At 58.4% G+C, this 12,800-nt stretch carries 16 protein-coding genes; 5 read left to right on the top strand and 11 right to left on the bottom strand.

Annotated features, from left to right (window positions below; all coding sequences use genetic code 11):
* The first annotated feature begins 1 nt into the window (after position 1).
* Complete coding sequence (locus ACFQEY_RS17805) at positions 2–889, top strand: DUF8172 family protein (RefSeq protein ID WP_379771247.1); 888 nt, start codon at positions 2–4, stop codon at positions 887–889.
* Between the two features lie 320 nt (positions 890–1,209).
* Here ACFQEY_RS17805 and ACFQEY_RS17800 read toward each other — a convergent pair whose 3' ends face one another.
* From ACFQEY_RS17800 to ACFQEY_RS17780, 5 genes are all read right to left on the bottom strand, one after another.
* On the bottom strand, positions 1,210–3,492 hold the full coding sequence (locus tag ACFQEY_RS17800; RefSeq protein WP_188980796.1) for a copper-translocating P-type ATPase: 2,283 nt from the start codon (positions 3,490–3,492) through the stop codon (positions 1,210–1,212).
* A gap of 132 nt (positions 3,493–3,624) precedes the next feature.
* On the bottom strand, positions 3,625–3,822 hold the full coding sequence (locus ACFQEY_RS17795) for a heavy-metal-associated domain-containing protein (protein ID WP_379771245.1): 198 nt from the start codon (positions 3,820–3,822) through the stop codon (positions 3,625–3,627).
* 146 nt (positions 3,823–3,968) lie between these two features.
* On the bottom strand, positions 3,969–4,364 hold the full coding sequence (locus ACFQEY_RS17790; protein ID WP_092664124.1) for a hypothetical protein: 396 nt from the start codon (positions 4,362–4,364) through the stop codon (positions 3,969–3,971).
* Between the two features lie 137 nt (positions 4,365–4,501).
* Positions 4,502–4,777 (bottom strand): DUF7521 family protein, encoded by a 276-nt coding sequence (locus ACFQEY_RS17785; RefSeq protein ID WP_004515576.1) that lies wholly within the window; start codon positions 4,775–4,777, stop codon positions 4,502–4,504.
* Positions 4,778–4,780: 3 nt separating this feature from the next.
* The gene (locus ACFQEY_RS17780; protein WP_188980764.1) at positions 4,781–5,131 is read right to left on the bottom strand and encodes an ArsR/SmtB family transcription factor; all 351 of its coding nucleotides are present in this window, start codon (positions 5,129–5,131) and stop codon (positions 4,781–4,783) included.
* Between the two features lie 114 nt (positions 5,132–5,245).
* On the opposite strand from ACFQEY_RS17780, the gene ACFQEY_RS17775 reads away from it, so the two are divergent.
* Both ACFQEY_RS17775 and ACFQEY_RS17770 read left to right on the top strand, forming a co-directional pair.
* Positions 5,246–5,806 (top strand): DoxX family protein, encoded by a 561-nt coding sequence (locus ACFQEY_RS17775; RefSeq protein WP_379771243.1) that lies wholly within the window; start codon positions 5,246–5,248, stop codon positions 5,804–5,806.
* Between the two features lie 30 nt (positions 5,807–5,836).
* Positions 5,837–6,235 (top strand): SHOCT domain-containing protein, encoded by a 399-nt coding sequence (locus tag ACFQEY_RS17770; RefSeq protein WP_049986209.1) that lies wholly within the window; start codon positions 5,837–5,839, stop codon positions 6,233–6,235.
* 11 nt (positions 6,236–6,246) lie between these two features.
* On the opposite strand, the gene ACFQEY_RS17765 is transcribed toward ACFQEY_RS17770, so the two are convergent.
* The gene (locus ACFQEY_RS17765) at positions 6,247–6,696 is read right to left on the bottom strand and encodes a universal stress protein (protein ID WP_092817280.1); all 450 of its coding nucleotides are present in this window, start codon (positions 6,694–6,696) and stop codon (positions 6,247–6,249) included.
* A 184-nt stretch (positions 6,697–6,880) separates the two neighbouring features.
* Here ACFQEY_RS17765 and ACFQEY_RS17760 point away from each other — a divergent pair, with 184 nt between their 5' ends.
* On the top strand, positions 6,881–7,381 hold the full coding sequence (locus ACFQEY_RS17760) for a CBS domain-containing protein (protein WP_379771240.1): 501 nt from the start codon (positions 6,881–6,883) through the stop codon (positions 7,379–7,381).
* 68 nt (positions 7,382–7,449) lie between these two features.
* Here the strand turns inward: ACFQEY_RS17760 and acnA are convergent, their stop codons facing one another.
* The 4 genes from acnA to ACFQEY_RS17745 all read right to left on the bottom strand — a co-directional run bounded on the left by acnA (position 7,450) and on the right by ACFQEY_RS17745 (position 11,254).
* The gene (gene acnA / locus ACFQEY_RS17755) at positions 7,450–10,233 is read right to left on the bottom strand and encodes an aconitate hydratase AcnA (RefSeq protein WP_379771238.1); all 2,784 of its coding nucleotides are present in this window, start codon (positions 10,231–10,233) and stop codon (positions 7,450–7,452) included.
* Between the two features lie 96 nt (positions 10,234–10,329).
* Entirely contained in the window at positions 10,330–10,605 is a 276-nt protein-coding gene (locus ACFQEY_RS18830) for a DUF7521 family protein (RefSeq protein WP_434523278.1), read from the bottom strand.
* On the bottom strand, positions 10,602–10,901 hold the full coding sequence (locus tag ACFQEY_RS17750; RefSeq protein ID WP_379771236.1) for a DUF7521 family protein: 300 nt from the start codon (positions 10,899–10,901) through the stop codon (positions 10,602–10,604). Before ACFQEY_RS17750 ends, ACFQEY_RS18830 begins: the two co-directional genes overlap by 4 nt.
* Positions 10,902–10,903: 2 nt before the next feature.
* Complete coding sequence (locus ACFQEY_RS17745; protein WP_379771234.1) at positions 10,904–11,254, bottom strand: ArsR/SmtB family transcription factor; 351 nt, start codon at positions 11,252–11,254, stop codon at positions 10,904–10,906.
* A gap of 130 nt (positions 11,255–11,384) precedes the next feature.
* Here ACFQEY_RS17745 and ACFQEY_RS17740 point away from each other — a divergent pair, with 130 nt between their 5' ends.
* Positions 11,385–12,053: a cupredoxin domain-containing protein gene (locus ACFQEY_RS17740; protein ID WP_379771233.1), complete on the top strand. Its 669-nt coding sequence runs from the start codon at positions 11,385–11,387 to the stop codon at positions 12,051–12,053.
* Between the two features lie 56 nt (positions 12,054–12,109).
* Here ACFQEY_RS17740 and ACFQEY_RS17735 read toward each other — a convergent pair whose 3' ends face one another.
* The gene (locus tag ACFQEY_RS17735) at positions 12,110–12,643 is read right to left on the bottom strand and encodes a hypothetical protein (RefSeq protein ID WP_379771231.1); all 534 of its coding nucleotides are present in this window, start codon (positions 12,641–12,643) and stop codon (positions 12,110–12,112) included.
* Positions 12,644–12,800 lie beyond the last annotated feature (157 nt).

Genomic DNA, 12,800 nt, shown 5'->3' with positions numbered 1-12,800 from the left:
GATGGCTCGGCTCGTCTTCTATCATCACCCACAGGCCGAGAATTTCTCACTCAAATATAGCTCGGCATCGGTAGCAGAGATCCGGTCTCAGCGAGAGCAATCCGACGAGTCGACAAAGCTCATCGGGTACCCCTTCGAAGCTCCGGTCTATGTGCTCTATGAAGGCGATTCAGAGATCGAATCAGCTCAAGATATTGACTTCGATCAGGAATGGCTGAGCGACCGTATTCGTGACCTCCCCCGTGCTGGGCAGGTTGTCGCATTCCGATTAGTGGAGTTGCTCGAAGCCGCGGTCGATGTTCGAGATGAGGATGAGTTCCGGCTCTACAAGGAGTTCGAACCGCAAAAGATCCAGCAGGCACTCGATCACGTCTCCTGGGGAGCACCGCTTCCGACCGTCGCTGGAGAGGTGATGTCGAATTTGATCCTCCGACATTCCCTCCCGAATGCGAATCATCGAACTGGCATCGCGATGCTGCAGTTCTGTATTGAGAGTGTGGACCCGGATTTTGAGATGCCACGAACGCACGTCGACGACGATTCCTGGCGAGAGTGGGTCGATCCCTATATCGTCGATTCCAAGCGGCTCATTACTGTCCGCCGAAACAACCTCCGTTTCAAGCAACTCGAAGAGCTGGACGTCGACCTCGTCGAACGGAAAGATGGGATCCAAATCCGATTAGCCGAGTTCGAGCTGGATATGCACTGGCGAGAAGCCCTCTCAGAGTATGCTGGGCAGCACGAATCTCACTGTACGGACTTCGCGCAGGCAGTTCTCGAACGAGCAGGACGGGACGATCTACTTGACCGTCAAGGACCAACGAAACAAGAGTTCATCACGTATCTGGAGGACGGACTGGTCGAACGGGACTTCAGAGAAATGTTCTGATCAGTCGCGAAGCTCGGCGACCGACTGTCCGACCTCGCGAACGTGTTCACTCCGCTCGAGGTCGAGTTCCTCGGCGAGGTAGTCAACCGTCTCTTCGAGGCTCATGTTGGAAAGAAGTCCGTCTAACGGTATAAACCTAGTGCTGGCGCAGCAATGTAGCCCATCAGACGAGCGTCTGTGTATACCGAACTATGCACCCTTCGGGAAAACTGTGGAACCGGTGACCGCGTAGCGATACCCACCGAAATCACGCAGTGTCGCCATTTGCTGTCCATTAACCGAACTCAATTGGAAGAAGCTCCGAAGCGATCGGGAGCGTTTCAGTCTGCAGGTTGTGCGTCAGTCGCTGGTGTCCCGCTTGGAAGCTCGGGGATGGACAGGTCCACGCGGCGGAGCAGCTGAGCGTTGATGGCAACGATGACTGTACTCAACGACATCAGGAGCGCACCCACAGCGGGCGACAGCAGAATCCCGATCGGTGCCAAGACGCCCGCTGCGAGCGGAATCGCGAACACGTTGTAGCCGGCCGCCCAGACGATGTTCTCCTGCATCTTCCGGTAGCTCGCCTTACTGAGTTTCACGAGCCGAACGACGTCCATCGGGTTGTTCTGGACGAGGATGACGTCGGCCGACTGGACGGCGACGTCGGTGCCGCTCCCGATCGCGATACCGACGTCGGCCCGGGTCAGCGCCGGCGCGTCGTTCACACCGTCGCCGACCATCCCCACGAGCTTGCCCTGGTCCTGGAGTTCCTGGACTTTCTCGTCCTTGTCTTCGGGGAGGACTTCCGCGAACACCGTGTCGATGCCCAGTTCGTCGGCGACGGCGTTGGCGACGTCCTGGGAGTCCCCTGTCAGCATCGCCACCTCGATACCCAGATCGTGGAGCGCGTCGACGACGCGGAAACTCTCCTCGCGGATCACGTCGGCCATCGCGAAGGCGGCGATTAGCTCTCCGTCACGAACGAGATACACCACTGTCTGGGCGTTCTGTCCGGCCTCGTCAGCGAAGCGCTGGAGATGGTCGGGGATCTCGCTATCGAGCTGGGTCAACAGGTTCGGTCCACCGACGTACACCTCTTTTCCGTCGACGTTCGCACGGACGCCCCGGCCTTTGATCGCCTCGAAGTCGGTCGCGTCAGGTGCGGTGAGGTCCTGCTCGTCGGCGGCCTCGCGGATGGCTCGCGCGATCATGTGTTCGGAGTCGCTTTCGACGGCTGCTGCTAGCGCGAGAGCGTCGTCCTCTTCCACGCCCTCGACGGTCGCCATGTCGACGACGCCGTGTTCGCCTTCGGTGAGCGTCCCCGTCTTGTCGAAGATGATGGCGTCCAGGTTCCGCGCCTCCTCCATCGCGATACGGTCCCGGACCAGCATCCCGTTGCGAGCCGCCAATGACGTGTTGATTGCGACCACTAGGGGGATGGCGAGCCCGAGTGCGTGCGGGCAGGCGATGACGAGCACTGTGACGACGCGCTCGATGACCGTTGCGTCGAATGAGACCGCGAGCGTCCACGCGATTGCTGTCACGACTGCCGCCGCGAGGGCGACGTAGAACAGCCAGCCTGCCGCTCTGTCGGCCAGTACCTGTGTCTTGGATTTGCTCTGCTGGGCTTCCTCGACGAGGCGCATGATTCCCGCGAGCGTCGTCTCCTCGCCCGTCGCACCGACGCGCACGCGAAGACTCCCGTCGCCGTTGATGGTCCCGCCGATGACCTCGTCGCCGGGGTCTTTCGAGACCGGTTTTGACTCGCCCGTGATCATGGACTCGTTGACGTCGGAGTCTCCCTCTTCGACGACGCCGTCAGCAGGGACACTCGCACCCGGCCGGACGAGTACGAGGTCGCCCTCGGAGAGCTCGCTCACTGGGACTTCCTCGGTGTCGCCGCCGTCGGTGATCCGCTCGGCGGTGTCCGGCATCAGCTTCGCCAGTTCGTCCACCGCGCTCGAGGCCCGTCGCACCGACCGCATCTCGATCCAGTGCCCCAGGAGCATGATGTCGATCAGGGTGACAAGCTCCCAGAAGAACGCCGACTGTGTGGGGAAGACCACGCTCGCGAGACTATAGACGAATGCGACGGTGATCGCCATCGAGATCAGCGTCATCATCCCCGGCGACCGGTCTTTCAGCTCCGGGACCGCCATCTGGAGGAACGGCACCCCACCGTATGCAAAGACGATGACCGCGAAGACGGGATTGATCCACTCGCTGCCCGGGAACGCTGGGACGGAGAACCCGAGCCACTCCTGTAACATTTCGCTGTACAGGAGGACGGGGATCGACAGGAGCGTCGAGACGAAGAAGCGCCGGCGGAACATCTGCTCGTGGCCCTCGTGCATCCCGCCATGACCCTCACCGTGCCCCTCGTGAGTGCTGTGGTCGTGTCCTTCGCCCTCGTGTCCAGCGTGCTCGTGCTGCTCGTCGAGCACCGTCTCACTCTCCGCAGCAGGGTGTGCCTCTTCTTCCAGTAGGTCCTGTTCTACCCGCTGCTCGTCCGACTCGGCGTCCGATTCATCCTGCTCGCCGTGTTCGTGCTGGTGACTGCTGTCGTCCTGCTGGTGTTCCCCTCCAGGGGGATTCTCATTTGTATCTTTGTGGTCGTCCATTGCCCATATTCTCTGTAGAGGTGGATCCGCCGGCCCCCTGAATCTTTCCCACTGAAACTGTACAGCAGGACCAGCGTAGCGAAGCTTCAAAGACAACGGTTGGCCGTTGTCTCGGAGTGGTCCGCGCGATTCTCAGGCGTAAGCGGTGTACCCGGCGTCTTCGACGGCCTCCACGAGAGTTGTGACATTTGCCTCACCATCGACGCTTGCCTGTTCTCTCTCCCTGTCGACGGTCACGTCAGTCACGCCGGATACCTCTTCGAGGGCCTCTTCGACCGTCTGCTCACAGTGACCGCACGTCATGCCTTCCACGATGATCGTCGTCGTCATACAGGGATACACACGGCCTCCTCTCTTTAGCGGATTTCCCCTTCGAACATACTGATATCGTGGGGCTCAAACTTTAGATTCAAAGTGATACCTGCGGCCGTAACGAACTAGACATCGGATGCGCCAGGTGTCAATAGCGAGAAGGCTCAAGTATCGTTGTGACGCTCCCTGTACGTCTTCGCCGCTAAAAAGACATAGAGTGCGCCGATAGCCCGAATGCCCAAGCGGAATCGCTCGTTCCATTCTATCGACTCTGGACGCTCGTACAGGAACGCGGTGGCAAATCTCTGATACAGGTCGGGAAATAAGAGGACTATCGCGCCGAACACGCCGGTAAGATTCATCAGCAACGCGTATGCTCGCCCGTTAAAGAGTGAAAGCGCAGCTATCAGAACACCCTCCGACCGGACTGCTGGACGTATCCACCCTCTCACTGTTCCCTCGTCTGGATTCGAAATCGCGAGTTTCTCGAAGAGCTCGACGATTTCGTCCGGGAACAGCGCTGAGATAGCGCCGAGGACACCGACGATTGTTCGAATCATACGATATGGTACGACCGATATGGATATAACTCCCACTGCGACGCTACACTATCGAGAACGAGGGGAGTCCGAACAGTAGCGGCTTCGAACCGGGCACGACGCGCAGAGGCCGCTTGTCGAATGGGCGTCCTGAATCCTTATGGATTCGGGGCATACAGGGCGTAGAGGATAGACAGCATCCCGGCTGCGGTGACGAGTGCTGCGACGAATCCTGCTTCGAAGATCGACACCTGGAGGAGTTCGAAGAGGACGCCTTCAAGGAGGCCGCCAAGCCCGACCAATGCGAAGCCGGCGGCGACGTACAGGAGTAACTGCGTGTGATGTCGTTGGTACCCGCGATAGGCCTGATATGCGATGACCAGTGCTAACGCGGTCGTGAACAGTTTGCCGATGACGAATAGCGTGTGTTCCATAAGTCAGTCTCCCCGCATCTCCTCGAAGATGGTCGTAATCCGGTCGGCGGGGTCCGCCCGGACATCGATCTGGACATCGAAGCCCTCTGCCTGGAGGAGGACTTCAATACGTTCGAGACGAGCCTCGTACTCGCTGTAGTGCCGTCCTCCGGGGTCGACGTGCGTATACTCTTCGAGGAGGCCCTGCTCGACGAGGCGGGTGACACGGCGCGAGACGGTCGGGCGTGACATGTCACATTCCTCGCTGAGTTCCTTCGCAGACAGTCGGTCGGTCTTCGTCGCCACGAGGATGTCGCGAGCGTACTCGTCGTCGAGTGTAGCGAAGATTTCCGACGGGTCGGACTCCTCGGTCACACGTCTCTACTCGCGACAGGAGCGTAATATAGCCCGCCGATTTTCTGACTCAGAACGCCGGCTCGCCGTTATATCGTCTCTGCCTCCGTACTGATAGTTGAAGGTGCAATAACTATGTCCACACTCGACTCCGGCATGAATCAGCTCGAGAGCAGAGTCGGCGGTCTGACCGTCGGCGGGAAAGTTCACAGTCTCAGTGCGTGGTTCGTGCTCGCGCTCCGTCTCATGATGGGCTACGCGTTCGCGTACTCCGGGTTCACGAAGATCACCGGCGAGTTCGCCGCGGGCGGTTACCTCACGAACGTCGCGGCGACGAACGGCAACCCGCTCGCGGGGATGTTCGCGTGGATGGGGAGTACGCCGTGGTTCGTCGAGTTCGCGAACGTGGCCGTCCCGTGGGGCGAGCTGTTCATCGGCCTCGGCCTGCTCGTCGGCGCGTTCGTCCGCCTCGCGGCGTTCTTCGGCGCGCTCATGATGCTCATGTTCTACTTCGGCAACTGGGACATGGGCCACGGGTTCATCAACGGGGACTTCGCGTACATGCTCGTGTTCCTCGCGGTCGCCGCGTTCGCTGCGGGCCGCATCCTGGGCCTCGACCAGTACATCGAACAGTACGAGATCGGCGGCGAAGCGCTCGTTGAGCGCTACCCTGCCCTCGAATACATCCTCGGCTAACCACGCCGAACTCTCTTCAGGAGTACAATAATGCAAAATCCAATTCAAGCACGCGGGATTCGTTCTCTGGGACTCATCGTCATCGGAGCACTGACGCTAGCCGTCATCATTGGAATGACTCTGACGCACGCTGCTGTTCCAGATACAGTGATGTGGGACTGGCATGACGGGATGTGGAATGATGGTCACATGGCCGGGTGGGGAATATGGAGCTGGGGGATGATGTTGATCGGTTTGCTGTGGATGGCACTTCTGATCGCCCTTCCCGTCTACATCGTCTACTGGCTGACAACGCGGTCGCCATCGGACGGCCCCACCGAGGATAGCGCACTCGCTGTCCTCCAGGAACGGTACGCTCGCGGCGAAATCGACGACGAGGAGTTCGAACGCCGGCGCGCCCGACTCACGCCTGACGGCGGCCGTTACTGACTGTTCTTCCCCTATTCGTCGACTTCCGTCTTCACGACGGTCGCTGGGCGGGTCGTCAATCGAAGGACGCGGTCGGTCACGCTTCCGAGCAAGGCCCGGTATTCTTCCGGCCGGTGTTTCGTTCCAAGTACAAGTAGATCCATATCTTCGGCATCAGCATACCGTACAATCGTCTCAGCCGGTCGGCCGTGCTCAATTGCTTTGACAACATTGACACCGACCTCCTTCGCTTTATATTGGATGTCTGCGATTGTTTCCGTTCCAAGTTCTTCGAGGCCATGTTCTGGGCCTTCGGCTTCATCAACGTACTCGTCACCGCTGTATGCTGTTACGACGTCCTCATCGACTACATACAGAACATGGAGATCGGCATTATGGGCCTCTGCTAGCGCGATAGCATGGGATTCAGCTTCCTCAGAAGCGACTGTCCCGTCAGTCGAGAGCAAAACCGTATCGTACATTTATCTTTACTTATTGAGACTAGATTATAAAAGCCAGCGCTCTTGGATAGTGGCGTAGCTGGTAACACTTTTTGTAACTTCACAAAGTTTGGAGATTGTCGTCTCTCAGGGTTGAAGAGTGGAGGATTTCTATGACGACCAGCTGATGCTAAGCTATTTCCTGTTATGAGTCGTACTGATTAGCATGGGTACCAGACCAACTGACCTCCGGATGGACATTGGTCGTATTTCTGATGAGTCGGTCGCCCGTGTCACGCCTGACGCCACGGTTGCCGAGATCGCTCACACGATGATCTCCCAATCGCGGTGTGCCAGGTACGTGGTCGTCGAAGAATCCGATCAGATCTCTGGTATCATCACCGATCGAGACCTGATTGCTAACCTGCTCACCGAGGAAAGCGAGTTAAGTGTGCTCACAGCCGAGACGAGTGGAGACGACGTACGAGCTGCTGACGTGATGACGCGTGACCCACTTACTGTGCCAGCAGATGCTGAGATTCCAAAAGTCCTGAGACAAATGAACGAAGCGGGTGCTCGACACGTCCCGGTTGTTGAAGACGGGAGCGTTATCGGGATGATCACTCTGGACGATTTAATTACGCATGTTGCTGGTGAGAGCGCACACGTTTCAGCTCAGATGGATAACGTAGCGGGCATCATCCGAACAGAGTCTACGCACGATTGAAACGCTAATTTGGACTCAAAGTTATTCGTGTTGCTTGTGCTTCCAGAAATAGAGTCAGTTGAGAGAGATTATTGCGTGAGGAGCCGTCTAAGGACGTAGTGGAGGATGCCGCCGTGTTCGATATAGGTCACGGCGGCCGGCGTGCCGACCTGTGCTGTGACCGGGAACTCGACAGTCGACCCGTCCGCACGCTCGGCGATAACGGCCAGTTCGTCCATCACGTCGAGCCCGTCATCGAGGCCGTGGATCGTGAAGATCTCCGACCCATCCAGACCGAGAGATTCCCACGAGTCGCCATCATCGAACTGCAGGGGGAGCACACCCATGCCGACGAGGTTGTCGCGGTAGATGCGCTCGTAACTCTCGGCGATGGTTGCGCGAACACCGAGTAGGTCCGTTCCTTTCGCCGCCCAGTCCCGGCTGGAGCCGGTACCGAACTCTTCGCCCGCCATCACGACGAGCGGGACTCCCTCCTCGCGGTAGCGCTGGCTGGCTTCGAACACGGTCGTCTGCTCGTCGGTTGGGTGGTGGATCGTATAGCCACCCTCGACATCGTCGAGCATCTCGTTCTCGATGCGGACATTGGCGAACGTTCCCCGCATCATCACCTCGTGGTTGCCCCGACGTGCGCCGTAGGTGTTGAACTCGTGTGGCTCGACACCGTGATCGAGCAGCCACTGACCTGCGGGGAGGTCGGGACCGAACGGGCCGGCTGGACTGATGTGGTCGGTCGTAACGGTATCGCCGAGCGTCAGTAGACAGCGTGCGTCCTCGATATCGGCGACGCCGGGTTTCTCTACCGGGAAGTCCTTGAAGAACGGCGGTTCACGGATGTATGTCGAGTCCTCATCCCACTCGTAGACGTCACCCGTGGGCGCGTCGAGAGCAGCCCATCGCTCATCGCCCTCGAACACGGAGGCGTACTTCTCCTCGAACATCTCCGGAGAGACGTTCTCGTGGATTGCGGCCTGCACGTCCGCTGCGTCCGGCCAGATGTCCGCCAGATAGACTGGGTTACCCTCATCGTCAGTGCCCAGCGGCTCGTGTTCGAGATCGATGTCCATCCGCCCTGCGAGCCCGTAGGCGACGACGAGCGGCGGGCTCGCGAGGTAGTTCGCGCGGATCTTCGGGTGGATACGCGCCTCGAAGTTCCGGTTCCCGGAGAGAACGCTCGTCGTCCAGAGGTCGTGGTCGTCGATTGCCTGCTCGATGGGATCGGGAAGCGGCCCAGCGTTACCGATACAGGTGGTACAGCCGTAGCCGACGACGGCGTACCCGAGCTCTTCGAGATACGGAAGCAGCCCCGATTCTTCGAGATACTGCGTGACGACACGGCTACCCGGTGCGAGACTCGTCTTGACGTACGGCGGGACGTCTAGGCCTTTCTCGACGGCGTTCTGGGCGAGCAGTCCAGCAGCGATCATCACCGACGGGTTCGACGTGTTCGTACAGCTCGTGATGGCGCTGACGAGGACGTCTCCGTGTCCGATTTCGACCGTCTCACCGTCGAGGTCGACCTCAACGTGTTTGGTTAACGGATGCAGTTCGGCTTCAGGTTCGACCTGAACGCCACCGTCGGTCTCCGCACCAGCTGCGCCACCCTCACCGAGCCACCGCTGTAGGGCGTCCTCGTCGACGTCACCGAGGTCGTCTTCGAACTCTCCGTGGAGAAGTTTTCGGAAGCTCTGTTTCACGTCCCCCATCGGAATCCGGTCCTGTGGCCGCTTGTGTCCGGCCAGACTCGGTTCGACAGTCGAGAGGTCGAATTCGACGACCTCAGTATATTCTGGTTCCTGTTCTCCGAACAGCCCTTGCGCTTCGAGGTACTCGCGGACGAGATCGATGTGGTCGGGATCACGCCCGGTGAGTTCGAGATACTCGAGCGTCTGGTCGTCGACCGGGAACATACTGATCGTCGAACCCTGTTCGGGCGCCATATTGGCGATCGTGGCCCGGTCGGGGACTGTGAGGTTCTCCACACCAGGACCGAAGAATTCCACGAACCGGTCGACGACGCCGACCTCGCGGAGTCGTTCGGTGATGTGGAGCACGAGATCCGTAGCCGTCGCGCCCTCGGGTAATTCGCCTTCGAGACGGACGCCGACGACCTCGGGGAGTTTCATCGTGACCGGTTGACCGAGCATCGCCGCTTCCGCTTCGATGCCGCCGACGCCCCAACCGACCACACCGATGCCACCGATCATCGGGGTGTGGCTGTCCGTGCCGACGAGCGTGTCCGGCAGGAGCCAGTTCTCGCCGTCTTGCTCGCGGGCGTGGACGACCCGACCCAGATGTTCGAGATTCACCTGGTGGACGATACCGGTCCCCGGCGGGACGACGTTGAAGTTCTCGAAGGCGTTCTGCGCCCACTTGATCGCGCGATACCGTTCGGCGTTTCGCTCGTACTCCAGTTCGACGTTCTTCTCGTAGGCGTCCTCGGAGTCGAAGTAGTCGACTTGGACGCTGTGGTCGATCACGAGATCAATAGGAATCTCCGGTTCGACCAGGGTGGGATCTCGGTCTTTGCGGTCGACCTCGGATCGAAGGGCCGCCAGGTCGACGACTGCGGGTACACCGGTGAGATCCTGTAGGACGACTCGTGATGGAGAGAACGGAACCTCTGCGTCCGGTACGTCTGGCTTCCAGCCAGCAGCATTCCTGACATCTGACGCGGTGATAGTTTTGCCGTCGACGTTTCGGAGCACCGATTCGAGGAGGATACGGATACTCACCGGAAGCGTGTCGAGTTCACAGAGTCCATGTTCTTCGAGTGCTCGAAGGTCAGCCATCTTGTACGTCGTCCCGTCGACGTCAAGTTCGCGGACGGCATCGAACGGGAGTGTGTCAGTCATAGTATCTAAATGTGTGCTCGGGAGCGATATTAATCTCCCTTCGAATCCATTCCAATGGGAATCGGGATCCTGAATACTGTGACGGCATTTCGGAACTCACCGAATGAAAGACCAGAGGAGGACGGCAAACCCACACGCCAACGCAGCGGATTCGGCAACATGTACCTGCGTGAGCGTTAATGCTGTGAGCTGGTAGAGAAAACCTTCTATGAGGACACCGAGCGTCATGAACCCGAAGCCGATCGTTGCGTCACGTAGGTATCGAGTCCGTTCCTGACGATACGCGCGAAAGCTGATCGCTGTCGTCGCAATACCCAAGAAGAGGAGAAAGACACGGACTCCAATTAGCGTGACTTCCCATCCAGTAGTCACGATTCCTCGCCCCCCTGTGTCGGCTGGGACATTTGTCCGTGTAGCGAATAAAGGATAATGAGCATACCTACCGCGACAAGTGTAGTCTGAATGGTCCCAGCAACGAAGATGGACAACCCAACGACGTCGAAAAGAATGCCTTCGATTACGGACCCGACGCTGATGAATAGGAATCCGATAGCGACGTACAGCATTGGTTCGCTACCGTAGACTCTGTATCCACGATACGCTTGATACGTTATCGACAGCCCTAGTCCGACTGCGATGAGCTTTGCAATGACGAGTGCGGTGTGCATGGTTAGGTGTCTCGGATGTCGGTCCAAATACGCGAGAACCGCTGCGCGGCGTCCTCACGAACGTCCATCTTGATGTCGATCGTTCCATCTTCGATATCGACATCGATGTGGTCAACGTTTGCTTCGTACACGCTATGATGGCTCCCATCAGTCTCAATCTGTGTTTGTTCGACGAGCAGGTCATTAGCGACCATATCTTCGACCCGGCGGTAAATCGTTGAGAGGGCAACGTCGCATTCCTCACTCAGCTCCTTCGCTGAGAGGGGGTCCCGGCTCGTCGCGGCCAGAATCTGACGAACCCGCTCCTCCCCGAGGAGGTCTAATAACTCGTCAGCGCGATGATCCGTGGACACAGCTGTTCCTCGCAATACAAATTAATGCCCTACCGAAACGTAAGTAACGACCAGTTTTGCGTCGCACGCAAAACAGCTCACCCGTCTATTTTCCCCCCCTCGTATTCTCACCTGTGAGGTGACCTACCCTATGACAACCAATTCAGGACTCACCCGGCGGCGAGTGCTCCAGTTGACTGGTGGTACAGCTGTCATTGGACTCGCAGGATGTACGGGATCGGAATCAGACGGCAGTGATAGTGGGGCCGAAAGCACTGCGACATCTACCGAAGACGGAGGCGAGTCGGGGCATGACGAAGGAGAGAACAGTAGCGAAGGAGAATCGGGGCATGACGACGAGGGAGGTCACGATGAAGCCGTCGGGGAACCGAGCGATACAGCTGAGGTGGCGATGGTCACCGAAGACGGAGGATATCACTTCGAACCGCACGTCGTCCGCGTCAATGTCGGTGGGACGGTAACGTGGACTAACGAGAGCGGCAGTCACTCCGCGACGGCCTACCATCCAGACAACGACCAACCCCAGCTCGTTCCCGATGGTGCTACATCATGGGATAGTGGTCTCCGCTCGGAGGAAGGAGCGACGTTCGACCACACCTTCGAGACCGAGGGTGTCTACCACTACTACTGTACGCCCCACGAGACGGTCGGTATGCTCGGGAGCGTCATCGTCGGCGACCCCGATCCACATGAACAGATCGCGCTCGAAGAACCCCCCGAGGAGAAACCGGATACTGTCCGAGAGAAGCTCACCGAACTGAACGGGATGGTCTCAAGTGCACTTGGCGATGACCACTAACTGCTGACGTACGCTCCCGGCATCTTTTCTATCGCTGCCGGACGCGGTTTAAGGAGTCATACCAGTAGGTTATACATAGCGTGTGCTATTGCGAGAATGAGATACCCTCCCAGAAGGAAAAGAAGAGTTCTTCGAGGCAGTGATGGCAGGCCAATCGTGTCGGATCCGTGAATACGCTCACCGAGGGCATACACAAACCGACCGGCTACCAATGCGAATGGAAGATGCACGAGTAGTATCGGGACAACCATCGCATCGAATCTGGCGGTGGCTTCAAGCCGGGACAAGTATTCGAGTTTGAAGATTAGTTCCAGCCCCCCAACAGTGATCCCGGATGCGGCGGTCGCCAAGATCCCCTCCGTTTTCGAGAGTAGCTGGCTTCGCCAGTAACTCCAGAAGTAGAAGACTACGATCAACGGAAGCAGTCGGACGAACGCTTCCTCGATAAAACCGACAAGAAGCATTCCGATGCGAGAGGTCGTAGCCGGTAGGAGTACAAGCTCAACCTGATACGCGATCCAGACACCGACACCTGTCACTACAGCACTGATCGCCACAAGTGCGAAGAGAGAGCGGTACCTGGTGGACACGGCTGACTAATTGGGGATGCGTCAAGATAGTCGTGTGGAATCTAACACGGGAATACTCGTTTTTGCGCCGAATTTCTGACCGACACCATTCTTATATATTCACAAGCGTTACCTAGTGACATAGTACCATCACTACCCACGAAACACTCCCAGAGTA

Origin of the sequence: Halorubrum trueperi (assembly GCF_042662525.1) — an archaeon.
GTDB classification, from domain to species: domain Archaea; phylum Halobacteriota; class Halobacteria; order Halobacteriales; family Haloferacaceae; genus Halorubrum; species Halorubrum trueperi.
The sequence above is the reverse complement of the archived record's forward strand: the minus strand, read 5'-3'. Positions and strand labels throughout refer to the sequence as shown.